Origin of the sequence: Acinetobacter sp. RW6 (genome assembly GCF_041956835.1) — a bacterium.
GTDB lineage: Bacteria > Pseudomonadota > Gammaproteobacteria > Pseudomonadales > Moraxellaceae > Acinetobacter > Acinetobacter calcoaceticus.
Map to the genome: position 1 here is coordinate 1752526 of NZ_CP167121.1, position 26322 is coordinate 1778847.

Below are 26322 nucleotides of genomic sequence, written 5' to 3' on the forward strand. Positions count from 1 at the left end.
TTATCCTTGATTGGTCCAGAATTCACGGTTGCGTTTATTGATTTCGGCAGGTGTTGGAGCTGAACGGCCAAAATCACTTGTTTTAATTCCAGAACGAATACCTTTTGCATTGTTCTGTTGTTTGATGAGCTCTGATGCTCCAGCAAATGCAGCATCAATGGTGTGAGTTGGCAAATTATCAAAATCAGGATTTTGACCAACAAAAGGAGTGATAGCTTTCTGCCCGTCTTCAGTAGCATATGCAGTTTTAAGTACTGCACGCTTAGTATTTAAAACAGCTTTGCCATTATTCGCACTATCGAAGGTCGGCATGCGATAACCTGGTGAAAGAATTTCAGCACGTGAAATGACTTCTTTTAATGAGTCACCGGTATAAGTTTGTGTACCAGATTCATCAATTTTTTTAGCTGGTTCTGGCTCAGTTAAATCACCGTCATCCTTTGTCTTATTTTCCGGATCGTCGTCATCATCTTCGGTTTTCTTCTCAGGATCATCACTATCTTTATTATCTTTGGTTTTCTTTTCTAACTTAACCAAACGAGAATCCATTGTTTTGAGCATTTTGAGAATTTCACGATTAATAGCAGCATCACCAGTCTTGGATTTTTTATCCTGAGGTTCATCATCGTCATCTTCAGTTTTGTCATCATTATCCGAATCCGCAGTTTTATCTGCTTCTTCGAGAGCTTGGTCAACTGTGCGTTTTAATCCAAGCAAATTTTGATACCAAGGTTCTTTCTTTTGTGTCTTTTTGGCAGACATAAAACTATCTCCTATTGAGCAGCGTGAACCGCAACGCCCATCTTTAACTAAGGCAAAATGATTGCCCATGATATTGCTCTGAACCCCTTTGCCCTTGCTAACTTCTGTATAGTCAGCATCGTAGCCAAGAGAAATTTCGCGTTTTCCATTTAATACTGCTTCAATGGTGTCTTTATCGGTAACCAATAAATCAGCCATTAAAAAATCTGCATCAACTCCTTCACCTCGACGTACGTCTCTGCCGAATCCTTTAGAAAGATCTTTCCAGTTATCAGGTGTAACCCAATCATCAGGGTGATCATCTGTAACAGGCTTACCTTCAAAAGAAGCGATTGTTTTTGGATCAAATAAAACATCTTCACCACGCTGGATAAGGATCAATCCAGTATTGTCTGCCGTGACAGGAACTTCATCTTTGCCATACATTAATGTTCCAATACGAGCTACTCGCACATCACGGCATAGTAAATAACCCTCGGGTGTTATTTCCCGTGTACGGCCCAACTGACCAGTTGTATAAATCTCGGATCTATCAACCGTTTTTTTACCCTTAGCATTTTTGCTTTTAAACATGGCTCACCTTTTTTCAGGCATTAAAAAACCACCCGAAGGTGGCTATTTTGTTTGTAAACTGGATTGAATGAATGCCGAAACTCTTTTAATGCTTCTCTGAAATCATATTCATCAAAAGCATAAACATCTTTAAAAAATACCTTTCCATATTTTTTAACGAACATTCTTCGTTTTTCGTACTGAACGGTTTTTACTCGTTCTCGATAAAATGACTTTTTAGGTCGTGATACAGCGCCTACTGGAGAATGTTCAATAAGATGAATGCAATCCATTGGTATACCTAGTGAAAAATTATAACCATCATGTGGTCCACCAAAAATGGTAAAGAAAATTTGCATTTAAATATCCTCTGGAATAACTGGTTCCGCATAACATCGGCAATTAGGCAAACAACCAGCATGTCCTTTTAAATTGTCCAAAGTTGGCGGGTTGTCCCAAGCAACAAATTTCCCATTCATAGCCTTATGACTTGGCCGTACATCGCCATCTTCACTTGTGCGCCAGATATAACCCTCTGATCCTAGATTTTCGGCTCTAGCTTGAGTGAATACACATGATGCTCGGCTAACTTCTGTACGGGCAATTGTATTTGCTCTGGATCTAGTTACACGACCAGTAGCCATAATTAATCCAGCAATCTCGTTAGATCTACCACCTTCTATCAAGGACCTCGTAGAAAGATCATGCACTCGCTGAGCTGCTTCCAATGGCAATGACTTAATAAGCCTTACCTGATCATTTAAGAGTTCTTGGTAAACACCACCTACATTAGTATTTCTGATCTGATCACGTACGCCGCGCGAAAGTTCATTCGCATATATGAGCCAAGTTTTCTCATCCCTTAATGCAACATCTGTAATAATTCGACCAGCGGCATTCTGTGCCCAATGGTGGAGAGTATTTGCATACTCATTTAATGAAGCTGTCATTAAAGGGTATGTGCGAGGATCGTTTACATCGAAACCTTTAACGATGGTATCGACGTAGCCAGCGATCTTTCTAAGCTGCTGGCTGTACCGTATCTCGGTCTTTCTCGCTAGGTTCGGTGTTATCCGATTTATTTGTCTCTTCATCGTCTTCACCCTCACCCGGTGGCGGTGGATCCTCATCATCAGCTTCTTTAATTTCTTCATCAGTGATGTGAGAAAAAACACCCGTAACTTCACTTGATTGGCGTAATTCTTTTAATGCGGTAGAGCGCTTAATAAGACCACCCTCTTCAGCGGAAATTACTGCTTCTGTTACGCCTTTAGCTACGTTTGCTTTCTTCTCGTCATCTAATTGCCACAATGAGGCGAATTTAAAACTAAATGAATCAGGTAAAGGCTTACCAAGTACAGACATGTGCAACACGGCGTAGAGGATCTGCAACGGCGTTCTTAAACGCCCTTCTTGTTGCTGGTTAATATTGTCGTAATAGTTGGCTAGATCCGACTCACCTGTAGCATTTAAACCCGCTGGTGACTGACCAAATAAACGTACAAGTGGGATACCGGTTGCGCCTGAAATTTGTTGCCCAAATTGCAGCAAGATATTATCTAAACCAGAAAAGTTATATTGATGGGATTCGTAGGTATCTTCAGCATCCATCAAGGTCAAACCTTCATTTGACTGCCATTGTCGGATCAGATTAATTTGCTTAACGAGAGCTTCATAAAGTTGCCCACCACCAGCAATAAGACTACGCAGCCCTTTTACTTTATATGTCCGTAGATGTGCCTTATAGACCAACTGACCAGCGCCTAAAGTAGCGCTATCAAAAATCGTTAAACGATCTTCCATCCGTTCAATGACTGATTGCCCCCAAAGGTTTTCAGCAATTGACTGGTTGTATGGTAGCTCAACGCCATCCATACGGATGACGCGCGAATAGTGGACACTTTGATTACATAAGCCAACTGAATCGGTAATGACATCGTAATAGCGCGGAGTGCCATAATCAGGCCCTAAATCTGTTACCAAATCTTGTAATGTTGGCTGAACCATCCATCGATCAAGAACCAATAAACCTTTAAACTGATCTTTGCCTATAGTGCTGGGGTTTAACGGCGTTGACACGTCATGACCATCGATCATCATGACAGCAATGGCACCACCATAAAGACGGGACCACTTAATTGTTTTATTAAGTCGCCCCCATACTTGTAAGCGATCCATCTCCTGATCTATCTTTTCCGATTCTTTTGGATCTGACAGGCCATTCAATTTGACACCTTTACGTGTCATGTCGTCAGCTACAACATCAACCACTTGGCCAACAACCCAAGAGGATCGATACATTGCTTCAAGCTTTAAACGGTTACGGCTTAAAAAGTTAAAACCATATCCAGACTGATCATGCTGGTTCCCAGTACCCAAGCCAACACGAGCGGCAAAGTTCTGGAACGAATCTTTTGTAAATTTAACTAAGCCCATAACTTTCTCTTTATAACTTGCTCCAGACACTGAGCTCGCCAATCTGTGGGTTAAAACAAATCATGACGCTATCTGCCCGGTTAGGTGAGGCAGTGCCATCAGGCTGTTTATTAACTAGGATTTTTCCAACGCCATTTTTGGTATAGGTTGGTTGTGATAGCTCAGTAGTGAGTAATGCCAGTTCCTTGGCATCTATATCTTCAGTAGACAGTGAAATGATCATGTCTGGATCATAATCGCGCCCTTCGAGTGCTCTGAAAGTCTCTTGAAAGCGCAAACGTAATGACCACCAAGACTGTGCTTTAAGATTTGCAAAAAAGTCTTTGTTAAGACGTTTCTCGACCATTTCACCGTCTGGATCGTAAACCGAACCAGATCCACGGAATGACTCGACATTAACCTCAGACAAACCTAACTCACGGCGTTTTTCATTAATTACCCTGGCATCACCTTTCACACCAGCGCCAAGCCCATCAGCATCATAGAACAACGTTTCTATAGAGCTTTCCGCGCAATAATCCATTGCCTTCTGAGTTGTGCCAAAGATGTCATCACCTTTACCAGACCATGTAGACGAATAAATCATGACTACGCCGTGGCGTGCTGTAAGTGAGTTTTTATCTTTACCTTCATCGGCTACATCCAAGCCACCGATACGATCGCCTGTAGGCTCAATATTGAGCTTAACGTGCGCATCTAAAGAAGCTTGAATCCAAGCACTAGGAATTAGTACGCCCTCTACTGAAGCCGCATAGTTAATATCGACCTCTTGGGCTAATACAACATCATCCAATGTGGCCAACTGCTTTTCATACCAAGGATGTATCTCTTTGCCGTTATACGTAACTGTCCAGTTTTTATCTGGGTTGGCTCGCCAAGGCATTGTAAAAACTGAATAGCGACCGCTAAAACGATCTTGGTGGAATCGATCACCAATACCGTTGGGCGTGGATCCTTTGATATGAACGTTCGTGTTTTGGGAAATTGCTGCATCTACGGCTTCTTGCCGTTCTACGAATGCCCATTCATCAAGGAAGTACATTGTTGTACGACCACCACGACCGATGTTGTCACCGGCTTCACCTGTAATGGTTGCGCCGTTGTCCGGGTTAATGATGCGCATGTAGTTATCATGCACTTTCTCGACAAATCCCTTAGGCTTCATCCAGTCAGGCATCTTGCTGAACATATCGCGGAATTTGTGAAGCAGTGTTTTAGGGTCACCCTTCTTATCGACTAACTCCTCCTTACGACTACCAACTCCACCTGCAAAGCCTTCAACGAATAACCAACGATGTAGATAAAAACCAAGCACAACGTAGCTCATCCCTTCGTCACGGGATTTCTCAATTAATCCATGTGTCTGAGTGTTTTCACGCTCCAGCAACCAACCTACAAGCTCAACCTGTTTAGGACGTAATACAAAAGGAATATTGGCAGGTAATCCGAATGACATACCACGCGGATCGTATGTCCAGATCCAATGGTTAAACCAGTGAATAGGATCATTCTTGCACTTTTCTAATTCAGCTTGTTTGCTCTTTTCGTTCTGCTCAATCACAGCCTTGTAGTAATAGCGCCGCGTCATTTCAGCGATAACATCAGGCAAGCGTACGTTAATAGTCCACTCTTTAATTAAAGGGGCTATTTCATCTAGTGCGTATGTCATAGCTTTCCATTAATTGCTAAACGGGATAACTCTTGAGGGCTGAGTTTGTCTAATTCTTCAGGTGTATATACTGGCGTAGGTGGCTTTTCTGTATTTTCAGTTTTAACTGGTCCACCGCCTGCCCCTGTAATTTCCTTGCGATTGGTATAAAGTCCACCAACTTCTTTAGCTGCCTGCTCTAATAAGCTCGGCACAATTACTGGGTTTTCTTTGAATTGGTCTAGATCAATGAATCGCTGTAAGCGCTTGAGTCGGTATGCAATGTTAGCGATTGGAATAGCACTCAGGTTATCGTTCATCTCTTTACGAACCCTAAAGAACTCAGTTTTAAATTCTTCGCTTAAATCCTGTCCTGTTTTCTTTGTCGGGTCGTATGCTTCACACTGCTGTTTAGTGACGGTAATACCAAATTCTTCTTGGACGCCCTTCACTGTTTCTGAGGGTGTCTCATAGGTAGCAAGTGACCGTACTATATAGAGTTTTACCCTTTTATTAAGCCTTGCCATTTATCTCTATCCGTCCAAGTACGTCCAAGTAGAGTGGCAAAAAAATTTAAACCACCTTCAAGTAACAAGTGCCACATGTGTAATGAACATCAGCACGTGACAGCTCAGGTCTTTTGTTTGCTGCTTCAACCATTCTTTTGACATCCTCACTTGCACCATAGCGGCGTACAACACCTGTGAATTCTTCTACATCGTGCCCTTGAATCGCTAACTTAGGCATACCGGTTTCTCTGTTATATGCTGGTGTACCGTATTGGTCTTTCTTATGGGCAATGTGATATAGCTCGTGCTCAACCAAAGCGCAAAAGTCCACATCACTAGCAATAAGGGAATATGAAGCATCAAAAGTAATGAGATATTCAGGTAAATATTCAAACCACTGGATGTATTGTTCTTCTTGTCGTTCTTTCTTCCAGCCGCCAGCATTGATCATTACTTTTTCAGTAGTACCAATGACCTGACGCCCTTGCTTTTTAAAACCAGATCTAGCCCACATCACTGCAATGTCGGGATATCGAAATGACCGTAAATGCATGTGGTCAACGTTAAATAATTTTGATTTTGGATCTAGAAATACTTTGCCTATCCATTCCCACATTTCTGGTGCTGGTACAAAGTTAGGTGTATCCATTTCAAAGAGCCATTCTGGAGGCATTGGCCTAATTGGCACATGAAAGCTGACTTCATATTTCATTTAGCTCTCCAAAAGAAAAAAGAGCCGTTGGCTCTTTTGATTTTGAATAAAATTATTTAAGCGAATACAGCTTTGACTGTATACATGGTATATCTTCCAACCCCATAGATTTCATGAACTTTTTTGTCATTTCATAAAACCATAGTGGTGCAGTAGGTGAAACATATATTTCAGATATAAGTTCTTTCAAATTTATTGGTAACAATCTAGATTTATATAATTCGTCATTATTTTTTTCTCTTTCTATTACCCTTTGAACATTTATAGTTCCAGCCCCTGTCTGATCATTCCAATCATATAATTCATAAGACGAATATAAAATTCGAAATTCTTTTTCATGTTCAAAACTTTTTCTTTTATTAAATAGATGCTCTACAAATCCTAAATTATTATTTCTAGAAATTGGCGCTTCTTTTTCATAATCAATATAAAAAACTTTATCAATATAAATAGTTGCATTCGGGTCAGGTCTTGTTGCCTCTTCTAAACAAAACTTAAGTTTCTTGATATTCGTTTTAACAGCAATTGCTTCCTCAGTCTTAGCATACAAACTCCACATCCCAGCAGATTCATATTCATTGATATGCCAACAATTTACATATGTTTCAAGTTTACCAATCCTCCATAAAACAACCTGTTGTTCAACCATCTCTTCAATATTTACAGTCGAATTATTTTGATAAAGTTGTGTTAGAAAATCTCTTAATCTACTTTTAGTAATTTCACTGTGTTGACCTTCAAATGGATCAAAAAATGAGTCAATTCGTCTTAAATAAAGTTCTTTAGATAAAACAAGATCTGCAAATTTAGTGAAATCCATATATCTCCATAAAGAAGCATCTTCAGGTAGATCATCTTTTGCATAGTTATGTACAAGGTTTGTCATTTGTATTTTTAGTTAAATTAATAATTTACAAATAATAAAGTTAAATTAATAAAATAAAAAGCCCCGCCAATAATCGATATTTAGCGGGGCTTCAAGTGCCGTAATACGTCCGGCAAACGATAAAACTAACTTTTAGGTGTTCTTAAAATTTCTAAAACTTTATTAGACAATTTATGAAGATCAAAGCCGTGAGGATGCCAAAATTCATAAAACACATTGTCGCGATTATAAATTTGAAGGTAATAAGTTGATGTGTAGCTAGTGTCAATTTCTGAAGCTTTAAATATCTTCACATCTTTTTCAATTTCTTGACCATCTAATTCACCGCCAACACAAAGTGTCATTTTATTTACCAGTTTTTAATTAAACTGGAATTTAACATAAAAACTTAAATAAAAATGACTTTATTGAGTGTGAACGAAATCGAGTTCTTTAATTTCAACAACCTTTACTTTTCGAGATTTTTCGTAAGAATCAACTAAAACAGCTTTGTCACCAAAAGTATTAACCAAAAACCATTTTTGTTCGCTTTTCCCTAGTTTTACCATTTTAAACTGCTTTTCAGTAATGCTAGTTTGTATATCTGCTACGCCTTTAAAAAAAGGTATAACTAAAAATAAGACAATAACCCCTACAATTTTTAAATAATAACCTTGCTTAAGAACTATAAGAAAAGAATTAAAGGCTAAGAAAATTGAAATACAGTCAGCAATATTATTTATTCGCTTATCTTCAACAATCACCACTATTATGATTGCAATTAAAACAATATTTGCAAGCACTGCTAATTCAATTAATCTCTGTTTCGTTTGTTCTTCCACATACGAAGATAAATACAGAGCTGCAATTGCATAAAGAATACATAGACCTAGATTACTGATAAATAGTTCTTTAGTACCTAAAAGATTGATAATCCAAGGACTTTGAAGTCCAATATTCCCATAATAACCAAATTGATAACAAAGACCAGTAATTAACAGTCCACTAGAAATTATAAGAACCCAATCTGCAAGAGATGCTTTTTTAATTTTTTCTAACATTATTACTTTCTAATGGTTTAGAAATAATAAAGCCCGCAAAAGCGAGCCATTTCTTTGGCAATTAAATGCAAAATCGCCAAGTTATCACAAATATGCCATACCCCGTGCGCACACTCAAGCGGTTTTTTCAAAAGTTTCAAATGCAAAGTGTGGATTACGACTTTTGATATATGCGAGTCCACACTTTAAATCTTGTCTAATTTGATTAACTGACGTGTCATTACTTTGGGCGATATCTCTTAATGAATTTCCCATAACATGGTGTGACCAAATTGCTGAGATCCATTCTTTTAAAATATGATCTTCAATTAACTTAATATCGACAATCAATCTATGTACGGCACGTGCTTCATTATCGTTTAACTGACAACAAGTACCTTTACGGCGTGTACACAAGCGATCTTTAAAATTCTCATCACCCATGTACATTGCCATTAGAACTTCACGTTGTTTTTGAGTGATGCGCTTAGTTGGCATGGTTTTAACAATTTTGACCATAGTTTCACTATCGCCATTAAGCCATGCTCCCAACTGGCGACACCATTCTTCAAAACTATACTTAGACCAATCGACCGCTTGTAAAATGTGTTGTACTGGCATATTCATATTCACCCTACCAATTGCTCAATTTGTTTAATCGCCACGCCTGCTTTAACTTGCTCTGTACTGAACCGTAAAACTGTAAACCCCATAATTGCCGCTTCGTTGTATTTCTCCATATCTCCTAGATAACCTTTGCCCCTTGTATGACGGCCTCCACTCCAGATCCCGCCTTCCACCTCTACCAATATCTTTTTTCCCGTAATTAAAAAATCTGCCCGCCACTTACGTTTTGGATGGAATTTATATTCCTGCTCAAAATTAATCTTGCAGGCTTTAAGATGTGTTGCTAACAAAATCTCCCCTACACTTGGTTCACGTGTTTGCTTTGCTGAACTGCGCTTTTTATTTTTCTGAATAGGAAATAATACACGGTATTCAGCAAGGCTCATTGATGTCATGCGGCCCCCTTTCCAGTGAAACCAACTTGAATGAGATAAGGCATTAATTTCTGTTGTTGCTGAGGATCTGCGAGTTTTACAGCAATACGTGCAGCAAGTTGTTCATAGCTCTCGTTACCTTCGGCGAATTTGCTTGCGAAATCTGGATGAACAGAAAGTTTTTGAGCGAATGAGTAGATCTGTTTAGAACTAAGGGTGTTTGATTCCCCCTGCGGGACTCGAACCTGTGTTCCAATATTTTGGTTTTTAGATTGCTCACGTGCTTGGTATTTGCCACATGCGTTGATTAACCAATCTGCAAAGTGATAATTCATGAGTTCATCACAAAGATTCTTCTCTGCGTTGTAGAGTTCAAATGCTCGTAACTCACGATCAAACCAACTTGCGTTTTTGATCTGCGCGTAAGTTTCCTGATCAGTTGCCAAAAGAATTTCTTCACCAAGTTTTTTCAAACTCAACCATGTTTTTTTATTTTTAGATTCTATTGATAGATTCTTTGAAAGATTCCGTGTCCCAACGTTGGGACTGTTTAACGGAATTGTTGGGACTCTTTCATGGAATTGTTGGAACTGTTCCGTTGTTGGAACTGTTCCATTGTTGGGACTGTTTAAATCATCATTTCCAGTATCAAAGTGTACCGTTGTTGGTACTGTTTCTCGGCCCTTAACTCCGATCAAAAGATATACTTTTACCTGCTTAGTTCGACCTTCGCGCTTACCCGTATCGATAATAAATCCGTCCTCAATTAACTCATCAATAATTTTCAAAACCGTTTTACGGTCCATCTCTGTGTCTTCTACCAAACGAGCAACACTTGGATAGCATTCATGTGCTTCGCCAGCTCTATCAGCCAACGAAAGAAGGACTAATTTTTTAAGTGGCTTTAATGCGCCACCCGCCTTTTGTTTTTGACGGGTTTTCCAAGCCCAAACTGTTGCATCTAAGCTCATTAATCCTCCTCTTCATTCAACTGAATGAAAGTGCTACCTAAGTAACGGATCCGTTTAGCCCGATATAAACTTGAGATGATTTGACCAGCATGGCCGAGATAAAGACCATGTTTTCCATGTTGATCTATCAGTGCTTGCATAAACTCTTCACGTGTTACCGCAGCATTTTTTTCGTCACGATTTTGGCGTGCCAGATTTTTCTTACGAATTTCCAGCAAACCGGATAAAGTTCTTAAAGCTGGCTCATGCCACGACTGATAACTTTGCTTTCGCTTTTCTTCAAGAAGATTGTCTTTAGTCGTTTGATTTGATAAATTAGTTTGCATATTCATTGGTTTCCGTATTGATGAATTGAAACCACTCCTGTTCGCGCAGGATGTGGTTTTTTAATATCCAAGCTTTTCTTTTTGACCACTGATTTCGTCATGAAATAAGTCATCTACTGTTTCAATACGATTCATCCAGCTTTTAGACATAACTAAAAGTGCTGCAACTCTTTCTTTATCAATACTTTGATAATCTTTAGGTACAACCTTCAGTCCAAGCAGACTCAATAGCTCGCAAAACATTTCAATTTCATTCAAACCATTGTTTTTCTTGTCTGTTTTTAGTCTAGTAATAGTGCTTGGATCAACCTTTAGTTGTTCAGCAATCTCTTTCTGATTGCCAGAATCAAGACCATGCATTATTCGTGAAGCGTCATTTCTGGCGCTTGCAGAGAGATTGATTGATACTTTGTTCATGGTTGCATTTGTCCCGTTAAAGCTTGACGGTCAGCTTTTAACTCTCCATTTGTCATAACCTCAAAAGCAGCTTGAGTGCGTGGAGGGATTCCATCATTTTCCCACTTGGTTAATAACGATCTAACTTTTTGGATTTTTTTAGAAAGTTGCGAGTTATTTCTAACACCATAGAACTCTCGCAATTGCTTAACATTCATATTCAAAACCTTGAACACATTGATTCTATTTATTGAACATTATGTTCAGGTGATTGTCAATTTTTTTGTTCATAATTTTGAACATTCATAAGGGGAAAGTCATGAGCCTATCTGTATCGGATCGCATACAAGCACGAATGAATGAGCTTGATTTATCACAAGCAGATATAATGAGAGCAACTAAAGCTGCTCGTGGTACGGTTTCAGGCTGGGTTAATGGGAGTAATAGTCCAAGCGCGAAACATATAGAGTCATTAGCAAAATGCTTAAAAACTACAAGCTCATGGCTACTAACAGGTGACGATGCTAAAAGTTACCCAGCAATCCAAGGGTATAAGGGTAATGTCACCTACATAAATACTCCTCTTAAACAAATTCCTTTGCTTGATTATGTGCAGGCAGGTCTTTTTCATGATGTTGGTTATGACGGACTTAACCCTTTAGGTACTAGCTGGACGACATATGAAGGCGTGCGGCCTGAATGTGTATTTTCACTTAAAGTTGAAGGATTAAGTATGGCTCCCGAGTTTATGCCGGGTGATGAATTGGTGGTTGATGGCTCACTGGAGGCTAAGCCTGGATCATTGGTTATCGCTCAAGAGTTTCAACACGGTGTTGCTAGAACTACTTTTAAAAAATACCGTGTGATCGGTGTAAATGAATTTGGTGTAGATGTAATTGAACTCGTCCCATTGAACCCCGACTTCCCTACACTCAACTCCAATCAAATTGAAATATCGATAATTGGTGTTGTAGTGGCTCATAATCGATTATTTAAGTATTAAATTCAAAGGAAAACCAATGATCGCAACACTTAATAAATCAAAAACTGCACTATCGATCAATCGTCAAGAATTTAAATTGGCATTAGGAAAAATTGGTGCAGGAATTGATAAACAAATAACTTCCCTTAAAAAGGCCAAGCAGAGCTATGACGCTGCGGAACTGGCACGTGAGGTCATTAGTGAAGCAAATATCTTTGAGGCAATTATTGAAGGCTTTAATGAGGCAGAAGAGACCAATCTAAAACTATCTGATATAACCAACCTTGATGTAGCACAAGAATGGATAGATGAATTTTTAGAAAAATATTCGGATGTATAAACAGCCTAAATCAATTTTTTATATGCTGGATAATAAAAACGTGACCCGACACAGTTAGGAAATTCCATAAAAAAATCCTTTAAGCCCACCACCACGGTGGGTTTTCTTTTGTCTATTAAGACACATTCAATTTTTTGAACAAAATTTATTTTATTTATTGAACAAAGTATTGACATGATAGTTCAATTAGTTGAACATAATGATATCGAGACAACAAAAAAGCACACCGACTCTCTGACCTTTCGATGTGCTTTGCAAACTTTGCGAGATAAGTATGAAACAAAACACTATCCCTAGTCAAACGACTGCACGCTTATATCAACACCCAACTGTTGAAGAACAGCGCCCTTCTCGTTTTGCAACTATCAAAGCGAATGTAATCGACTTCCTTATATTCATTGTCGTTTCAATCATCCTTTGGTTGATTTCCGTAGCCGCTGCATCTTGGATGTTTGGAGGCTAATCATGACTAACTTCAAAAAGCACCCTGACGGCTACAAGTCATATTTAGGCCGTGATGAAACAGGTCTCTACTCAGTTCGAATAGGCTGGCAAGTATTTGCTTCAAATGCTAACGGTACAGTGCTGTACAAAATCAAAGATGAAGTTAAAACACCTCTAAACGTTGAAAACTTCAAAAAAGATAGCCCAGCAGTTTGGGAGGTACTCACCCAAGAGATCAGCTTTCAACGCAAAAAGAAGTTAGCTATCGATTTAGGTAACTCACACATCTCATCAATTGAACGCAAAGCTTATAAAACGAAGCGCGGCTTTACTGGCTCAAGATAAGGATAATAAAAAATGGCTCTACCTATTATTACAGCTGATCAAACTCTATTGGTTCAAGCAATTATTGTGTACCTATATGCCGATCCGGGCTTAGGTAAAACATCCATGGGCTTTACTGCGGACAAAGCTATTTCATTCGACTTTGACCGTGGTGCCCACCGTACTGGTGAACTGCGTCGCGGTGCGGTTGTACAGGTTCAACAATGGGAAGATATTGCTGACCTCACGCCACAAGACCTTGCACCTTATAAAACTATTGTTATTGACACTGTAGGCGCAATGCTTGAATGCATTAAAACGCATCTATTGCTTACAGCAAACAACCGTCAAAAAGATGGTGCCTTAAAGCTAAAAGCTCAGGGCTTGGCTAACCAGACATTCAAGCAATACATCAATACATTGATAAGCCTTGGTAAAGATGTGGTGTTCATTGCTCATGCCTCAGAGGATCAAAACGGTGAACAAATCATTTACCGACCAGATCTAGGCGGTAAAAACCGTAATGAGCTTTACCGTATCGCCGACATTATGGGCTATCTAACAACCGTCACTACAGGTGAAGGTAAAAACGCCCGTGTCATTAGTTTCAAACCTTCTCCTACCCACCATGCGAAAAACTCAGGTGCTTTAGGCGGTGAAACTGGTGAGGTGTGGGTTCCTGATCTTAAAACCAATCCAACCTTCTTAGCTGACCTTATCACCCAAGCTAAAGAACACATCAATACCCTGACACCAGCACAACTAGCTACTGCCAAAGCTCAAGAAGAGTTTGAGAACTGGAAGCAAAGTTGTGAAGAAGCCGAGCATGCTGGTGATCTAAATCAATTAACTGAATCGCTTGATAAAGAACACATGTATTACCAAAACATGCGCCAAGCAATGCTGATGCGTTCAAAAGCCTTGAATTGCACATTTGATAAAGAGCGCGGTGTTTGGATTAGTCCACCTGAATTTAACGGTATTTCAGACCAGCAAAGAGATGATCTTCAAAACTTTATTGGTGAATGTGGCCTCGATGTGAAAACGGTATGTGAGCATTTTGGTATCGATGCCCTTATTCAAATTGAGGCGGAAAAACTGACTGCGGTTAAGCAAGAAATTGAAACTTTGGCTAAAAGTGGGATGACAGCATGAAAAATATAGTTACTGCTTATGAAGCTTTTGATGCTCTTTTAAATGGCTTCGATGTTTTATGTAGACCAGTCGGAGAGGTTCTAGACTTCTCTGAATTAGGCCAATTCCCTGCAACTATATTTGCTATGCCGGGTTATGAATTTTGTATCAAAGCAAAGCCAATGGAGCTTGCTGGTTTTAAATTTACCAAACCATTAACACCACATGATGTAGAAGACCAACAAGAAATCTATATCGTTATGCCAATGCGGATTTTAAGAACCAAGTTTGATGCAGAAAATAGCGAAATTCTTTGTAGCGTAATGAATGGTTTTGCTCAAGCTGATGTTGAAAACGCCACTCTTCAACTTAAAGCTATCGGCGCTACATTTGGTCAAGTGATTGATGAAGTTGAGGTAAAAGATGGTTTTAATGACAAGCCTAAAAAACAGCGAGGCAAAAAAGAGCCACAAGTTAAAACTGAACAGACAGTAGTTACGGAAAAGACTTCTGAAGTAGTCGCTGAAGCAAAACAACCAGCAATTGTTATTACTGGGCAAACTAATGTCACTACATCCGAAGAGCCATTAGTTCCAGTTGCTGCCGAGCCAGAAACAGACATTGAGTATCAAAAAACCTTGGATACTCTTCTACAGCGTGTAAGTGAGTCGAAGACACCTGCCGAGGTAAATGCTGTTTATCGATATACCCGCACTTGGTCTGACAAACAAATGGAACCTTTGCTACAAGCTACTCACAAACGTTTAACTCAACTTGCAGATGAAAAGCCTGTAGAGAGTGAGCCACCATCATTAATGGTTCAGATCCAAAATGCACCAGATCTTACTACATTGGATGCGCTGGAAATTGATGTGGCAAGCCGTGCTCTAGAAATTCAACCAAAGCTCATGGGTTTCGTTAAAAAACGCCGCTTTGAATTAGAAAATCCACCAGTTAATGAACCTGATTATTTACTGGAGGAACCTTTCTAATGTCGAAACAGATTACTCCAGAGTTTCTTTTCGAGCCAAAGCTGCTACCCATGCAGCTTTTCGAGAAGTTCATAGTGTTCAACGTTAATGCTGGCTATCGCGGACGGGGTACACCGCAAGGTGTAAACCTGATTAAAGGCAATAAAGCTACCCTCTCCTTGACAGATAAAGGTGAGATTAACAAAGCAGCTCAAGAGCGATACAAGTTAATGCTTTTGAAGTATTTCAAGGAAGGTCGCTCAGCAATGGATGAGCTGAATCATGAAGTTAAACGTATTTATAAAATGGTGGCGTGAATGGTTGATTTAAATAAAGAAAGAGAGGCTTTTGAGGCTTTGCCACAGATAAATAGTATTCTGGTCAATGTAGAATTTTACTTCTCTACTTTAAGCATGAACTATAAGTCTAACAAGCCTGATCACTTGCATTGTGTTTATTTCATAAATGGTGCTTGGTACGCATGGCAAGAAAAAGCCAAAGCTCCGGCAGTGCCAACTTGGATCAGCGTCGAAGATGAAGAGCCACCTACAGACACAATGGTACTTATTTGTTGGTCTGAATACCCTGAAATTGACCCTGAAATTGATTATATGACTTGTGATGAAGACCTAAATCACATCTGGGCAAATTATGACAATGATCCGCCTACACATTGGATGCACTTTCATAAGGTACCAAGCAAATTGGGAGCTGAACCATGAAAGAAGCGCTCTACGTAACAAATATTTTATGGTTTTTAGCTTTTTTAATTATGGTTTTCTGGAGAGGTGACAGCATGAAATATCAAATACAGCAAATCGAGTTACCTACAAACATTTTCAATTGGTTTCATCCCGATATTGAATTGCATGACACTATTGAAGAAGGTACTGAAGCCTATACAAGAGAACAGTGGGAACAACTTAAGGTAAATCTTGGTGTAGAAATTGAAACTCAGCTATTGGATTACGAGGATATTCCGAATGTTCCTGAAGATGCAATAGATTGGACCAATTGGAAGCCGCAACCACCCGAACAAGGACTATTTTTAATTGCAGCATTTGATTCAGAAAATGGCCCTGTTCTTTGGTGGGCAAATCCAAACGTAGAATGTAAGGAGGGGTAAATGGGTGCTTTAAAATTACGACCTGAAGAAAAGTTACAGCAGCTCATTGACTCTGGTACAAGTCTCGTTAGCACAAATGACGCTGCAAAAGTACTTGGATATAAACCAAATACTTTAAGGGTTTGGGCAAGTCGTGGCTGTGGTGATTTAACACCAGTCATGACAAAAAACGGTGCACGTTGGCGGCTTACCGACATTAGAAATCTTGTAGGGGCTTAGGCCCCTTTTCTTCATCTATTATTCCCGCTTCAGTTAAAATCCAATCTTCAATACGTTGATGATGTATTCTAAGTAAATCAACTGGACGATCTTTATAATGTTTCTCTTGGGTTGCGCTTGGTTTATGACCCATTATCTGAGCAACGACTCCTGCCGGAACATCTAGCCACTCTGTAAGGTTACTAAACGAACGTCTTAAATCATGAATTGTAAAACGTGGTAAACCCTTCTCTTTTAAATGTTGGTAGTATTTTTTACGAACATCAGTCACATAACCGCACTTAGAATTAGTAGACCAAAATACATAATTTGATTGAGGGTTTTTAGGAAGACTCAACAATAGTTTCTCTACATATTTTGTCATAGGAATAATGCGGTAATCTTGATCGACTTTATCCCATACTTTTATAGTCTTCCATTTAAAATCTAATAAGTGATATTCAAGACCACGCATTGATTCAGAACGAGGACCGGTTAAAATGGTTATTTGTAAAAAAGCCTTGTGCATTATATTAGGTAAGTCATTTACTGTTTTAAACCATGTGGCAAGTTGATTTCTTTGTATTGCCTGTTTTTTTGGTTTTATTGTTGGAACAACTTTACGTACGCGTTTAGATTTATGAGCCTCGTCACTAATAATCTGAGAGTATACTTCATGCTCCATGCACCAGTTAATAAAAGCTCTTAATGTTCTAAAACCAAGCGCTGCACGCGTTGGTCTTGTTTTTGCTTCTTCAATCTGCCAATAAATAATAAATTCAGCATTTATTTCGTATAATGGTTTATCTAATAATGAAGCTAACACACCTGGTATAGTTAAACCGCGCCCTATTTTTTTCTTTTCACCACCTCTATGGATTAATGTGTAGTGATCTTTAATATAGCGGTCACTCCAAGCAGTTTTATTTTCCTCTACATACTCTAAAAATGCAGTTTCGAATTTGATTTTCTTTTGTTCTTGTAATCCAGAATATTCATTATTTTTTTCATTCTCTTCTGCTTTACTACGTCTTGGATCTATTCCCTGGTCACAAAGTTGTTGTAATCGTCTAGCCTCTTTTCTTGCATCATCTAAAGACCATACAGTAACGCCGCCAATGGTTATACGAATAGATTTACCAGTAACCCGACTTTGAAATATGTAAGATCTATTCTCATTCTGTGTTACCCTGACAGATAAACTTGGTGTGTCACTATCCCAGTAAAATATTTGGTTCTTACCTTCAGCTGGAGGATCAAATTTTAAAACTTTAAGGGTTGTGAACTTGGTTTTCATAAAAAGCGGTTACATGGGCTGCGTGTAAGCAGTATGTAAGCAAATTAATTCAATCATAGTCAACACTAATCAACAACAATTCGAACTATGCCTTTGTTTTTGCTAAATTTAAATAAATTTAATTAGTACTCATCAACAGTAATAAATACTTTTACTGTAGGACTCATAATCCGTTGGTCCACAGTTCAAGTCTGTGTGGGCCCACCAAATACCAAACCCCATAAACTAAAAAGTTTATGGGGTTTTTTAATATGTATTCAAATAGAATTTAGTTCACCGCTATAAACAATACTTAAAATTTAATTATCAAATTTTAAAATTTATTTTTATTCCTAAACTTCAACTTTTTTAAAATAAATTTTCTTTGTGCACAGAATATTTCTACTTCATCTATTAGGCTAAGATTTGTTTCCGCATAGGTTCAGAATGTTCTAATTGAATATCCCAGAACTTTTCCCATAAATCACAATACTCTAAGCATATCTTTTCAATATAGTTATAATCTTCTTCTGTACAAGCTTGCATCAAGACATACCATAAATCTTCTTCATGATCATCATCCGCGGCTTCGGCGCTCTCATCCTCAGAAATACCATGTACATGATAATAACCACCACCCTCCACCTCCAAACCGACGGCTTTAGTTGCTTTACGTAGAGGTGGACTATAAAGGATAACCTCTTCTTCCGCGACTGCTAATAAGGCTGAAACAGCTTTATAGTCATGATAAGCATTTTCTAAAAATACTCTAACTTGATCTGCAATGTCACTTGGTTGAAAAGTCAGACGATCTTCTTCCGTAATACCGAAATCATTTAATACATCTTCAAATAAAGGATAGTGAGCATATTCTGGGTTTCCCTGATAATAACCATCTTTGTCTAAACCGGGTCGAAATCCAAACTCATCAAAAATATTTAGGCTTAAAAGAAAACGTGGAAACATTTTTGCACCAGCATGCAATCTTGGCTCTAATTGTTTAGTTTGAAATTGAGCCATGAGCAGTGCATCAGTAAAAGTTTGTACAATTGCGTGACGATATTCTAAGTGAATTTTTTTTAAATTTTCTTTATTAATTTTTCCGTTATTTAAAATATCAATTGCTGGATGATTTGACACGGCATGGTTAGCAATTTTTGCTCTTAAACGGGACAAAAAGTCTGAATTTTTTTCCCATAGTTCGGCTGAAATGCTTTGCTTCATCCCTGCGAGTGCTTTCTTTCTAGGATTATTAAAATTCTCAAATGTCTTAGGCATATCCACTCTCATTAAATTTATTGAAGCCTGATCGATTTTTACATATTTTATTATAAAAACAATGACTTAAATTAATATTTAAATATGTTCCTTTATCAATCAATATTAGAATTAAAATCGTACGAAATCAAATAGAAATTTTCAAAAAAACTCAGATAATGATAATCATTATCACAATATAAACTTGTATCCAATCCCTTTTTTTATTATGATAATTCATATTAAAATTTTAATTTTTTAGATTAAGTTATAATTAGTTCTAACTATATGGAATAGTAATGTCAAAAAAAGAAGATATTATAAATACTGCTTTAAATTTATTTAATCAGATTGGATACAATGCTACTGGTGTTGACCGTATTATTGCTGAATCTAACGTTGCAAAGATGACATTTTATAAATATTTTCCTTCGAAAGAAAATTTAATTATGGAATGCTTGCAACATCGAAATTTAAATATTCAAAATTCAATTAATGAACAACTAAGTTTACGTCAAGATGCTAACCCGCTTGAGAAAATTCATATTATTTTTAATTGGTATATTGAATGGATCAATAGTGAAACATTTAATGGATGTTTATTTAAAAAAGCATTTATTGAAGTATCTAAACAATATACTTCAATTCGTGAACCATTTTACGAATATACGAAGTGGTTGACTCATTTATTACAAGAACAGCTCACTCAATTAGGGATAGAAAACCCTACTCCACTTACTCACATCATTATTTCTATTATTGATGGGATGATTATTGATGGAACAACAGATAAAGCGCTTATTAACTCTGAAAAAATTTGGCAATATATTGAATATTTAATTAATGAAGAAATACCTCAGCAGGTCTCTTAATTTTAAAATTATCTAAGTTTATTAAGTTTAAAAGAAAAATAAAAAGAACTTTTTAAATCTTCTACAGCTTAGATAATCTTCATTATTGATGCCTTACTTTAGCTTTCATAATTTTTCTATGCTTTTTTACAAACTCATATTAGAATCCTGAAAATTTATCACCTTGCACTGATCTATGAAAAAATTTCTAGGTAACTCTATCTTTAAAGCTGCTGGTTGGACCTATAATGTAGATCCCGAAATTCTTGAGAAAAAACAAGTTATTATTGGCTTTGAACATACCTCTAATCTAGATGCAGTGCTATCTATTGCTCTCTTCCAAATTTTAGACATTAAAATTCATACTTTAATAAAGAAAGAACTTTTTAAGGGTCCCCTTAAGCCAATTCTAGAAAAACTTGGTGGCATTCCCGTTGACCGTAAAGCGAGTAAAGATATTGTTTCTCAAATGGTTGAACAATTTCAAAATCATGAAACTTTTAACTTGGTGATTGCTCCTGAAGCTACTCGTGCCAAAGATGGCTCTGAACGTAAACCTATCCGTACAGGTTTTTGGCATATTGCCAAAGCAGCTAATGTTCCCATTGTACTCATGTATGCCAACGCCCGAAGTAAACAAGGCGGAATTCTAGGCAAAATTTACCCAACAGACTTACAAAAAGATTTGGAAACAATTAAAGAGCTATATGCGAAATTTGACATAGACGTCAAAATTAACTAAATCAAATTGGACTTGATTCGGCCTAATCTTACTCATTGGGTCTTAAGTTTATTATTCTTATTCAATTGGCTAACAAAACGCAGGGCAACAGTTTTCAACAAAACCAAGCCTATGCTAATATTCCAGCACTTTTGCATTTTCTTTTTTGGAGTTCACGTCCATGGCGGGTCATTCTAAATGGGCCAATATTAAGCATCGTAAAGCGAAACAAGATGCAAGTCGCGGTAAAGTTTTTACTAAATATATTCGTGAAATTGTGACTGCTGCCAGACTTGGCGGTGGAGATGCTGCTAGCAACCCTCGTCTGCGTGCAGTAGTTGAAAAAGCTCTTTCAGTTAATATGACACGTGACACCATCAACCGTGCAATCCAACGTGGTGCCGGTGGTGAAGATAATGATGATTTAAAAGAAGTAACTTACGAAGGTTATGGTGTTGGCGGTGTTGCTGTTCTTGTTGAAACAATGACAGATAACTTGAACCGTACAGTACCAGATGTACGTCACTGTTTTAGTAAAACAAATGGTAACTTAGGTACAGCAGGTTCTGTAGCTTATCTATTTACTAAACGTGGTGAAATTACTTTTGAAGATGTGTCTTTAGAAGACAAAATCATGGAAGTTGCTTTAGAAGCTGGCGCTGAAGATATTGAAATTTCTGAAGATGAAATTTTGGTAATCACGTCACCAGAAACTTTTGGTGAAGTTCAAGATGCTCTGACTGCTGCTGGTTTAAAATCTGACAATGCAGAAGTGGTTATGAGTCCATCAACCAAAGCTGAAATTACTGATGTCGACCAAGCAAAACAAATTCTTAAAATGATTGATATGTTTGAAGATCTCGATGATGTACAAAACGTTTATACTAACGTTGAATTCACAGATGAGGTTTTGGCTCAACTTGATGCCTAAATCAAACATTTGAATTAAAAAAACGCACCATTGGGTGCGTTTTTTTATAGTTTATTTAATAAGTTATAGCAGTTAAAAACATTATATTTTTTAATAACAAAACTGGAATGCAAAGCAACTACATTGTCAATTTTTCCAATACGTCTTAATAAAATTTCGCTGTAGTCATCCATGTTTCGTGCTACAAGTTCCAAAATAAAATCGGCACTTTGCCCTGTCACTAGAAATGCATTTGTTACTTCTGGAATTGCTTCTATTTCGGAAAGAAACTTATCAAATGTTTCAGTGTCATGCTTACTCAATGAAACTTGCAATAATATGTGCAAGGTAAAGCCGAGTTTACTAAAATTAATTTCCCTTTTGAGTTGCCCCATAACGTTGGCTTCAATCAGGTGTTTAATCCGGCGATGCACAGAACTGACTGACAGATTGATCCGTTCTGAAAGTTCATTCAAATTTAAGTCTTCATGAGACAAAATTTCTAGAATTTGTTTATCAAAACGATCTAACTCCATTCCTATCTCCAGCCAGAATTTACAATGAGGACAGTATACCCTATACAACTCCGACGCATTGAAAAATACAAAGGTTTAAAAATAGCTAAAACATTTATTTCTTTTACATATTTTATTGCAGTTATGCATTTTAACCGTGCAAATAGTCGAGCATATGATTCATTTTAGAGAGTCAATTTCATGCTCTCATTTATTTTTTTCAATGAAAGTGCTTATTCACACTTCTATTTTGACATAAACCAATGATAAAAATAGAAATTTGACTATTTTTCTAAATTGTTAAAGTTGGCATTATTATTGTTATGTATTTGCAGGAAAATTTTTATCCATGTCGGGGAATGCCTGTGAATAAGATCAAAACACTAGTGCTAGCAATGAGTTCTTTAGGTGTAATTAGCGTAACGATGCCTGTGCATGCAGCTACAGATGCTGAAGTTAATGCGTTACGTGATGAGGTAAAGGAATTAAAACAACTTGTCCAGAAACTATCTGATCAACAAAAAACAGCTTTATTGGTCAGTGCTCCACCAGCACCTCCCGCAACACCTGCTGCTTCTACCTCTCCTGTATCAAAACCAGGTTGGATGGCAATGGCGGATGGTCAAACCCAAGTTAAGCTTTATGGTAATGTCCGAGTAGATGCAACCTACGACCTTAAAGGTTCAAATGGTAGCATTTCAAATGGCGCCAACTACCCCTTAAACAAAGATGATCCAAGACAAGATTCCTTAAATGTATCTGCTGCGACCTCACGAATTGGCCTAGATATTACTCGTCCAACTCAATATGGAGATTTAACAGGGAAAATTGAAGCCGATTTCATGGGCGGAAATGGAGACAATGGCAATGGAACCTTCCGTGTTCGCCATGCCTATATGTCTTTAGGAAAATGGTTAGCTGGTCAAACCACTTCACCTTTTGTAAATACCGATACATCACCCGAAACTCTAGATTTCACTGGAGCTGTTGGTACAGGCACTACGCGTACCGTACAAGTTCGTTATACTCAGCCGATTAATGCACAACAGAAAATATTAGTTGCTTTAGAAGGTGGTGATGTTGAAAAAGTGAGTAATGCTGCTGGTGGAAGTCGCTTCCCTGCTCTAACAACCCGATATGATTTTAAAACTGCTGATAACAAAGGCCTATTACAACTACATGGTCTTGCACATGAAAACCGTGTGGCACCCAAAGATAGCGCTTCTGAAGAAAAATTTGGTTGGGGTGTAGGCGTTGGAGGTAAATATGATTTAACTCCTCAAGATAGCTTGGTTGCTAACTACTATCATGTAAAAGGAGACGGCCGTTATTTATCTTATAGCAATTCTGCTTATGCCTATGACACAACAACACAGGATATTAATTTAGGTGAATTTGATAGTGCCGTTATTGGCTATCAACGAAAATGGAGCCCTATCCTCCGCTCTACTTTTGCAATAGGCGGTATTCAATATAAAGATGATAGCATTTACGCAAATAGCAATTTAACCAGTGCCAGCTATAACAAAGAAATTTATAATGCCTTGGTCAATTTAATCTGGAATCCAGTTAAAAATATTGATTTAGGTGCAGAATATACTTACGGCCAGCGCGAAACTTTCGCAGGCGATAAGGGTGACTACTCACGTGTCAACTTATTAGCAAAATATAATTTCTAAAAATCAGGTTTAAAAAAAGAGCCTTTAAAAAGGCTCTTTTTTATTACCAGTATTAGTGCATGGCTTGAATTTTTTCTAAGAAAAGTTTAGCACGCTCGTGGCGAGCATCTAAATTATCAAAAAATTCATGTGTTGGGCAGTCTTCTAAAATCTTACCTTCATCCATAAAAATTAAACGGTTAGATACTCTTTTAGCGAAGCCCATTTCATGTGTAACACACATCATGGTCATACCTTCATGTGCAAGTTGCACCATTACTTCAAGTACTTCACCGACCATTTCAGGGTCAAGTGCAGAAGTTGGTTCATCAAACAACATACAGATTGGGTCCATGGATAAGCCACGCGCAATCGCTACACGTTGTTGCTGTCCACCAGACAATTGACCTGGAAACTTATCTTTATGCGCAAGCAAACCTACACGTTCTAAATATTTCAGACCTTTTGCACGAGCATCGGCAACTGAACGCTTTAACACTTTAACTTGAGCAATTGTTAAATTTTCCAAGACAGTCATGTGCGGGAAAAGTTCAAAGTGTTGAAAGACCATTCCCACTCGTGAACGGAATTTAGCAAGATCTGTTTTTGGATCTTTCAGAGAAACGCCATCAACAATAATATCGCCTTGCTGAAATGGTTCTAACGCATTTACTGTTTTAATGAGTGTTGATTTTCCTGAACCAGACGGCCCGCAAACAACAACGACATCACCTTTTTCAATACTCGTCGTGCAATCTGTTAAAACCTGAAAATCACCATACCATTTAGAGATATGTTGGATGTCTATCATTGGCATTTAAAATCTCCAATTAGCGAATGATGGCAATTTTTTGCTGTAAGCGTTTGACTAATTGCGATAGCACAAACGAACTACAGAAGTACACTACAGCGACGATTAAATAGAATGTTGCTTTCGTTTCAGGACCATAAGTATTAGCCAATGTATCTGCACGACCTAAAAAGTCTGGGGCACTAATCACATAAACTAATGAGATATCCTGAAATAAAATAATTGTTTGAGTTAACAATACTGGGAGCATGTTACGAAAAGCTTGAGGTAAAACCACATAGCGCATTGATTGACCATAGGTAAAACCTAACGCGTAACCTGCATTTACCTGACCTCTTGAAATAGACTGAATGCCTGAACGTACAATTTCCGAGAAAAATGCAGCCTCAAAAATAGCAAAAGTCACAACACTCGAAAACAACGGTCCCCAATATGTATCAGATTGAAACTCAAATATTTTCGGCAACAAAAAGTAGAAAATAAAGATTACCTGAATCAATGGAATACCACGAAACAGATCGACATAAAATTTTGCGAAATTACTTGCGATGGCATTGCTAGACAAACGCATCATTGCCAAGGGGGTTCCAATCAGGATACCGCCCAGCATCGCCAATACAGTTACGGTAAGGGTAAAAACGAAACCTTCTTTGAGTGCCGCAATCACGTCAGGATTCTGTAATAAAGAAAAATCCATAATTACTTCCCTCCCGAACCTAAGCCAGGTACAGCCATTCGTTTCTCAATCCATGCCATTACAAATTTAATGCTATAAGTAATAATCAAATAAACAGGTGTAGAGAGAATAAGAATAATGATGTCCTGAGAAGTTTCTTCCCGCATGGTTTTTGTATAAGCGAAGAAGTTCAAAACACTCAAAGCATATAAAACAGCTGAGTTTTTGAAAACGTTCATTGCTTCAGAAGTAATCGTTGGCCACACAGTACGATATGCAACAGGTAAAATGACATAACGATAGCTTTGTGCAGTGGTAAAACCTACTGCGGAAGCAGCAAATTTTTGTCCTGTTGAAACAGTATTAATACCGGCACGTATATGCTCAGATACACGCGCAGCTGTGTAGAGACCTAATGCAAAAACACCAATAACCGCAGGTTGCTGATTTAAAAGATTTTTCCACCATCCACCAGCAACAACATCCCCACTACCTGCACTTATGCTATCCGGTAAAAATTCCGGAAAAACAAATGCCCAGAAGAATAGCTGCACAATAAGTGGAATATTACGGAAAATTTCAACGTAACAATTGCCAATAAATGCGAGAGGTTTGTTGGGTAATGTACGAATTACCCCTAGGAGAGAACCTAATAAAAATGCGATAAGAAAGGCTATAACAGCTGTCCAAACCATAGTAAAGACGCCTGAACCTAACATTTGTAACCATGTGGGCGCTTCAGCATGAGCATTGTAGCTTGAGCTACCAATTACTCTACAGACTGATTCTGCCCATGCGGCTTTATCGACACCATATTCATTAGACTCCGCACAGAATATAGTCCAGTTTAGCGAGCCGACTGACATGTTTGCCCCTTAAATGAATATCTTTAGGAAAATAGACCGCTTAA

At 38.0% G+C, this 26322-nt stretch carries 35 protein-coding genes and 1 pseudogene; 14 read left to right on the forward strand and 22 right to left on the reverse strand.

Annotated features, from left to right (window positions below; translation table 11 throughout):
- The 16 genes from ACB088_RS08265 to ACB088_RS08340 all read right to left on the reverse strand — a co-directional run bounded on the left by ACB088_RS08265 (position 1) and on the right by ACB088_RS08340 (position 11436).
- Positions 1 to 1335: a DUF2213 domain-containing protein gene (locus tag ACB088_RS08265; protein WP_375038606.1), complete on the reverse strand. Its 1335-nt coding sequence runs from the start codon at positions 1333 to 1335 to the stop codon at positions 1 to 3.
- 20 nt (positions 1336 to 1355) lie between these two features.
- Positions 1356 to 1673: a hypothetical protein gene (locus tag ACB088_RS08270; RefSeq protein ID WP_375038607.1), complete on the reverse strand. Its 318-nt coding sequence runs from the start codon at positions 1671 to 1673 to the stop codon at positions 1356 to 1358.
- Complete coding sequence (locus ACB088_RS08275) at positions 1674 to 2264, reverse strand: phage minor head protein (RefSeq protein WP_375038608.1); 591 nt, start codon at positions 2262 to 2264, stop codon at positions 1674 to 1676.
- Between the two features lie 70 nt (positions 2265 to 2334).
- On the reverse strand, positions 2335 to 3750 hold the full coding sequence (locus ACB088_RS08280; RefSeq protein WP_375038609.1) for a DUF1073 domain-containing protein: 1416 nt from the start codon (positions 3748 to 3750) through the stop codon (positions 2335 to 2337).
- Positions 3751 to 3760: 10 nt separating this feature from the next.
- The gene (locus ACB088_RS08285; RefSeq protein WP_375038610.1) at positions 3761 to 5419 is read right to left on the reverse strand and encodes a terminase; all 1659 of its coding nucleotides are present in this window, start codon (positions 5417 to 5419) and stop codon (positions 3761 to 3763) included.
- Positions 5416 to 5925, reverse strand: a complete 510-nt coding sequence (locus ACB088_RS08290) for a DUF2280 domain-containing protein (protein WP_375038611.1) — start codon at positions 5923 to 5925, stop codon at positions 5416 to 5418. Before ACB088_RS08290 ends, ACB088_RS08285 begins: the two co-directional genes overlap by 4 nt.
- A 46-nt stretch (positions 5926 to 5971) precedes the next feature.
- Positions 5972 to 6619 (reverse strand): putative metallopeptidase, encoded by a 648-nt coding sequence (locus tag ACB088_RS08295; RefSeq protein WP_375038612.1) that lies wholly within the window; start codon positions 6617 to 6619, stop codon positions 5972 to 5974.
- A 52-nt stretch (positions 6620 to 6671) separates the two neighbouring features.
- Complete coding sequence (locus tag ACB088_RS08300) at positions 6672 to 7505, reverse strand: DUF2971 domain-containing protein (protein ID WP_375038613.1); 834 nt, start codon at positions 7503 to 7505, stop codon at positions 6672 to 6674.
- 125 nt (positions 7506 to 7630) lie between these two features.
- Complete coding sequence (locus tag ACB088_RS08305; protein WP_375038614.1) at positions 7631 to 7849, reverse strand: hypothetical protein; 219 nt, start codon at positions 7847 to 7849, stop codon at positions 7631 to 7633.
- Between the two features lie 60 nt (positions 7850 to 7909).
- Entirely contained in the window at positions 7910 to 8545 is a 636-nt protein-coding gene (locus ACB088_RS08310; protein ID WP_375038615.1) for a hypothetical protein, read from the reverse strand.
- Between the two features lie 114 nt (positions 8546 to 8659).
- A complete protein-coding gene (locus tag ACB088_RS08315) occupies positions 8660 to 9157 on the reverse strand; it encodes a hypothetical protein (RefSeq protein ID WP_375038616.1) in 498 nt (165 codons plus the stop codon).
- Entirely contained in the window at positions 9154 to 9546 is a 393-nt protein-coding gene (locus ACB088_RS08320) for a DUF559 domain-containing protein (protein ID WP_375038617.1), read from the reverse strand. Before ACB088_RS08320 ends, ACB088_RS08315 begins: the two co-directional genes overlap by 4 nt.
- A complete protein-coding gene (locus tag ACB088_RS08325; protein WP_375038618.1) occupies positions 9543 to 10496 on the reverse strand; it encodes a helix-turn-helix domain-containing protein in 954 nt (317 codons plus the stop codon). The genes ACB088_RS08320 and ACB088_RS08325 overlap by 4 nt, the downstream gene beginning before the upstream one ends.
- Positions 10496 to 10822, reverse strand: coding sequence for a hypothetical protein (locus tag ACB088_RS08330; RefSeq protein WP_375038792.1), 327 nt, complete (start codon positions 10820 to 10822; stop codon positions 10496 to 10498). Before ACB088_RS08330 ends, ACB088_RS08325 begins: the two co-directional genes overlap by 1 nt.
- 60 nt (positions 10823 to 10882) lie before the next feature.
- Complete coding sequence (locus ACB088_RS08335) at positions 10883 to 11239, reverse strand: transcriptional regulator (RefSeq protein ID WP_375038619.1); 357 nt, start codon at positions 11237 to 11239, stop codon at positions 10883 to 10885.
- A complete protein-coding gene (locus ACB088_RS08340; protein ID WP_375038620.1) occupies positions 11236 to 11436 on the reverse strand; it encodes a hypothetical protein in 201 nt (66 codons plus the stop codon). The genes ACB088_RS08335 and ACB088_RS08340 overlap by 4 nt, the downstream gene beginning before the upstream one ends.
- Positions 11437 to 11537: 101 nt before the next feature.
- On the opposite strand from ACB088_RS08340, the gene ACB088_RS08345 reads away from it, so the two are divergent.
- From ACB088_RS08345 to ACB088_RS08390, 10 genes and pseudogenes are all read left to right on the forward strand, one after another.
- On the forward strand, positions 11538 to 12221 hold the full coding sequence (locus tag ACB088_RS08345; RefSeq protein WP_375038621.1) for a LexA family protein: 684 nt from the start codon (positions 11538 to 11540) through the stop codon (positions 12219 to 12221).
- 16 nt (positions 12222 to 12237) lie between these two features.
- Positions 12238 to 12540, forward strand: a complete 303-nt coding sequence (locus tag ACB088_RS08350) for a hypothetical protein (protein ID WP_375038622.1) — start codon at positions 12238 to 12240, stop codon at positions 12538 to 12540.
- Between the two features lie 274 nt (positions 12541 to 12814).
- Positions 12815 to 13003 carry a hypothetical protein gene (locus ACB088_RS08355; RefSeq protein ID WP_375038623.1) on the forward strand — a complete coding sequence of 63 codons (189 nt, stop codon included), beginning with the start codon at positions 12815 to 12817 and terminating at the stop codon, positions 13001 to 13003.
- Between the two features lie 2 nt (positions 13004 to 13005).
- The gene (locus ACB088_RS08360; protein ID WP_375038624.1) at positions 13006 to 13329 is read left to right on the forward strand and encodes a hypothetical protein; all 324 of its coding nucleotides are present in this window, start codon (positions 13006 to 13008) and stop codon (positions 13327 to 13329) included.
- A 12-nt stretch (positions 13330 to 13341) separates the two neighbouring features.
- Entirely contained in the window at positions 13342 to 14463 is a 1122-nt protein-coding gene (locus ACB088_RS08365) for an ATP-binding protein (RefSeq protein ID WP_375038625.1), read from the forward strand.
- Positions 14460 to 15434: a hypothetical protein gene (locus ACB088_RS08370; protein WP_375038626.1), complete on the forward strand. Its 975-nt coding sequence runs from the start codon at positions 14460 to 14462 to the stop codon at positions 15432 to 15434. The genes ACB088_RS08365 and ACB088_RS08370 overlap by 4 nt, the downstream gene beginning before the upstream one ends.
- Positions 15434 to 15730, forward strand: coding sequence for a hypothetical protein (locus tag ACB088_RS08375; protein WP_375038627.1), 297 nt, complete (start codon positions 15434 to 15436; stop codon positions 15728 to 15730). The genes ACB088_RS08370 and ACB088_RS08375 overlap by 1 nt, the downstream gene beginning before the upstream one ends.
- Positions 15731 to 15826: 96 nt before the next feature.
- Positions 15827 to 16135, forward strand: a complete 309-nt coding sequence (locus ACB088_RS08380; RefSeq protein WP_375038793.1) for a DUF551 domain-containing protein — start codon at positions 15827 to 15829, stop codon at positions 16133 to 16135.
- 77 nt (positions 16136 to 16212) lie between these two features.
- A pseudogene (locus ACB088_RS08385) lies at positions 16213 to 16539 on the forward strand (hypothetical protein); the annotation flags it as partial.
- On the forward strand, positions 16540 to 16758 hold the full coding sequence (locus ACB088_RS08390; RefSeq protein ID WP_375038628.1) for a hypothetical protein: 219 nt from the start codon (positions 16540 to 16542) through the stop codon (positions 16756 to 16758).
- Here ACB088_RS08390 and ACB088_RS08395 read toward each other — a convergent pair.
- Entirely contained in the window at positions 16736 to 18034 is a 1299-nt protein-coding gene (locus ACB088_RS08395; RefSeq protein ID WP_375038629.1) for a tyrosine-type recombinase/integrase, read from the reverse strand. The genes ACB088_RS08390 and ACB088_RS08395 overlap by 23 nt on opposite strands.
- Before the next feature lie 393 nt (positions 18035 to 18427).
- Entirely contained in the window at positions 18428 to 19291 is an 864-nt protein-coding gene (locus ACB088_RS08400; protein WP_375038630.1) for an iron-containing redox enzyme family protein, read from the reverse strand.
- A 278-nt stretch (positions 19292 to 19569) separates the two neighbouring features.
- Between ACB088_RS08400 and ACB088_RS08405 the strand changes: the two genes are divergently transcribed.
- The 3 genes from ACB088_RS08405 (at position 19570) to ACB088_RS08415 (ending at position 21773) form a co-directional block, all read left to right on the forward strand.
- Positions 19570 to 20142: a TetR/AcrR family transcriptional regulator gene (locus tag ACB088_RS08405; protein WP_045125357.1), complete on the forward strand. Its 573-nt coding sequence runs from the start codon at positions 19570 to 19572 to the stop codon at positions 20140 to 20142.
- A 175-nt stretch (positions 20143 to 20317) separates the two neighbouring features.
- Complete coding sequence (locus tag ACB088_RS08410; RefSeq protein WP_005047522.1) at positions 20318 to 20863, forward strand: 1-acyl-sn-glycerol-3-phosphate acyltransferase; 546 nt, start codon at positions 20318 to 20320, stop codon at positions 20861 to 20863.
- A 160-nt stretch (positions 20864 to 21023) separates the two neighbouring features.
- On the forward strand, positions 21024 to 21773 hold the full coding sequence (locus tag ACB088_RS08415) for a YebC/PmpR family DNA-binding transcriptional regulator (RefSeq protein WP_003651352.1): 750 nt from the start codon (positions 21024 to 21026) through the stop codon (positions 21771 to 21773).
- Positions 21774 to 21817: 44 nt separating this feature from the next.
- On the opposite strand, the gene ACB088_RS08420 is transcribed toward ACB088_RS08415, so the two are convergent.
- A complete protein-coding gene (locus ACB088_RS08420; RefSeq protein ID WP_004642558.1) occupies positions 21818 to 22288 on the reverse strand; it encodes an Lrp/AsnC family transcriptional regulator in 471 nt (156 codons plus the stop codon).
- A 344-nt stretch (positions 22289 to 22632) separates the two neighbouring features.
- On the opposite strand from ACB088_RS08420, the gene ACB088_RS08425 reads away from it, so the two are divergent.
- Positions 22633 to 23946, forward strand: coding sequence for a DcaP family trimeric outer membrane transporter (locus ACB088_RS08425; protein WP_375038631.1), 1314 nt, complete (start codon positions 22633 to 22635; stop codon positions 23944 to 23946).
- Between the two features lie 52 nt (positions 23947 to 23998).
- Here the strand turns inward: ACB088_RS08425 and ACB088_RS08430 are convergent, their stop codons facing one another.
- The 3 genes from ACB088_RS08430 to ACB088_RS08440 are packed head-to-tail and all read right to left on the reverse strand — an operon-like array spanning position 23999 to position 26278.
- Positions 23999 to 24742 carry an amino acid ABC transporter ATP-binding protein gene (locus tag ACB088_RS08430; RefSeq protein ID WP_042896581.1) on the reverse strand — a complete coding sequence of 248 codons (744 nt, stop codon included), beginning with the start codon at positions 24740 to 24742 and terminating at the stop codon, positions 23999 to 24001.
- A 13-nt stretch (positions 24743 to 24755) separates the two neighbouring features.
- Complete coding sequence (locus ACB088_RS08435) at positions 24756 to 25433, reverse strand: amino acid ABC transporter permease (RefSeq protein ID WP_005047524.1); 678 nt, start codon at positions 25431 to 25433, stop codon at positions 24756 to 24758.
- Positions 25434 to 25435: 2 nt separating this feature from the next.
- Complete coding sequence (locus tag ACB088_RS08440; RefSeq protein ID WP_004642555.1) at positions 25436 to 26278, reverse strand: amino acid ABC transporter permease; 843 nt, start codon at positions 26276 to 26278, stop codon at positions 25436 to 25438.
- Between the last annotated feature and the right edge of the window lie 44 nt (positions 26279 to 26322).

Bases quoted from the DNA above. Each gene is read 5' to 3' on its own strand.
- ACB088_RS08415 (WP_003651352.1), top strand. From the start codon at position 21,024: ATGGCGGGTCATTCTAAATGGGCCAATATTAAGCATCGTAAAGCGAAA.
- ACB088_RS08380 (WP_375038793.1), top strand. From the start codon at position 15,827: ATGAACTATAAGTCTAACAAGCCTGATCACTTGCATTGTGTTTATTTC.
- ACB088_RS08335 (WP_375038619.1), bottom strand. From the start codon at position 11,239: ATGAACAAAGTATCAATCAATCTCTCTGCAAGCGCCAGAAATGACGCT.
- ACB088_RS08345 (WP_375038621.1), top strand. From the start codon at position 11,538: ATGAGCCTATCTGTATCGGATCGCATACAAGCACGAATGAATGAGCTT.
- ACB088_RS08395 (WP_375038629.1), bottom strand. From the start codon at position 18,034: ATGAAAACCAAGTTCACAACCCTTAAAGTTTTAAAATTTGATCCTCCA.
- ACB088_RS08280 (WP_375038609.1), bottom strand. From the start codon at position 3,750: ATGGGCTTAGTTAAATTTACAAAAGATTCGTTCCAGAACTTTGCCGCT.
- ACB088_RS08325 (WP_375038618.1), bottom strand. From the start codon at position 10,496: ATGAGCTTAGATGCAACAGTTTGGGCTTGGAAAACCCGTCAAAAACAA.
- ACB088_RS08405 (WP_045125357.1), top strand. From the start codon at position 19,570: ATGTCAAAAAAAGAAGATATTATAAATACTGCTTTAAATTTATTTAAT.
- ACB088_RS08365 (WP_375038625.1), top strand. From the start codon at position 13,342: ATGGCTCTACCTATTATTACAGCTGATCAAACTCTATTGGTTCAAGCA.
- ACB088_RS08360 (WP_375038624.1), top strand. From the start codon at position 13,006: ATGACTAACTTCAAAAAGCACCCTGACGGCTACAAGTCATATTTAGGC.
- ACB088_RS08320 (WP_375038617.1), bottom strand. From the start codon at position 9,546: ATGACATCAATGAGCCTTGCTGAATACCGTGTATTATTTCCTATTCAG.
- ACB088_RS08435 (WP_005047524.1), bottom strand. From the start codon at position 25,433: ATGGATTTTTCTTTATTACAGAATCCTGACGTGATTGCGGCACTCAAA.
- ACB088_RS08265 (WP_375038606.1), bottom strand. From the start codon at position 1,335: ATGTTTAAAAGCAAAAATGCTAAGGGTAAAAAAACGGTTGATAGATCC.
- ACB088_RS08400 (WP_375038630.1), bottom strand. From the start codon at position 19,291: ATGCCTAAGACATTTGAGAATTTTAATAATCCTAGAAAGAAAGCACTC.
- ACB088_RS08355 (WP_375038623.1), top strand. From the start codon at position 12,815: ATGAAACAAAACACTATCCCTAGTCAAACGACTGCACGCTTATATCAA.
- ACB088_RS08340 (WP_375038620.1), bottom strand. From the start codon at position 11,436: ATGAATGTTAAGCAATTGCGAGAGTTCTATGGTGTTAGAAATAACTCG.
- ACB088_RS08390 (WP_375038628.1), top strand. From the start codon at position 16,540: ATGGGTGCTTTAAAATTACGACCTGAAGAAAAGTTACAGCAGCTCATT.
- ACB088_RS08290 (WP_375038611.1), bottom strand. From the start codon at position 5,925: ATGGCAAGGCTTAATAAAAGGGTAAAACTCTATATAGTACGGTCACTT.
- ACB088_RS08330 (WP_375038792.1), bottom strand. From the start codon at position 10,822: ATGCAAACTAATTTATCAAATCAAACGACTAAAGACAATCTTCTTGAA.
- ACB088_RS08375 (WP_375038627.1), top strand. From the start codon at position 15,434: ATGTCGAAACAGATTACTCCAGAGTTTCTTTTCGAGCCAAAGCTGCTA.
- ACB088_RS08440 (WP_004642555.1), bottom strand. From the start codon at position 26,278: ATGTCAGTCGGCTCGCTAAACTGGACTATATTCTGTGCGGAGTCTAAT.
- ACB088_RS08300 (WP_375038613.1), bottom strand. From the start codon at position 7,505: ATGACAAACCTTGTACATAACTATGCAAAAGATGATCTACCTGAAGAT.
- ACB088_RS08275 (WP_375038608.1), bottom strand. From the start codon at position 2,264: ATGACAGCTTCATTAAATGAGTATGCAAATACTCTCCACCATTGGGCA.
- ACB088_RS08350 (WP_375038622.1), top strand. From the start codon at position 12,238: ATGATCGCAACACTTAATAAATCAAAAACTGCACTATCGATCAATCGT.
- ACB088_RS08420 (WP_004642558.1), bottom strand. From the start codon at position 22,288: ATGGAGTTAGATCGTTTTGATAAACAAATTCTAGAAATTTTGTCTCAT.
- ACB088_RS08270 (WP_375038607.1), bottom strand. From the start codon at position 1,673: ATGCAAATTTTCTTTACCATTTTTGGTGGACCACATGATGGTTATAAT.
- ACB088_RS08310 (WP_375038615.1), bottom strand. From the start codon at position 8,545: ATGTTAGAAAAAATTAAAAAAGCATCTCTTGCAGATTGGGTTCTTATA.
- ACB088_RS08295 (WP_375038612.1), bottom strand. From the start codon at position 6,619: ATGAAATATGAAGTCAGCTTTCATGTGCCAATTAGGCCAATGCCTCCA.
- ACB088_RS08370 (WP_375038626.1), top strand. From the start codon at position 14,460: ATGAAAAATATAGTTACTGCTTATGAAGCTTTTGATGCTCTTTTAAAT.
- ACB088_RS08410 (WP_005047522.1), top strand. From the start codon at position 20,318: ATGAAAAAATTTCTAGGTAACTCTATCTTTAAAGCTGCTGGTTGGACC.
- ACB088_RS08305 (WP_375038614.1), bottom strand. From the start codon at position 7,849: ATGACACTTTGTGTTGGCGGTGAATTAGATGGTCAAGAAATTGAAAAA.
- ACB088_RS08430 (WP_042896581.1), bottom strand. From the start codon at position 24,742: ATGCCAATGATAGACATCCAACATATCTCTAAATGGTATGGTGATTTT.
- ACB088_RS08285 (WP_375038610.1), bottom strand. From the start codon at position 5,419: ATGACATACGCACTAGATGAAATAGCCCCTTTAATTAAAGAGTGGACT.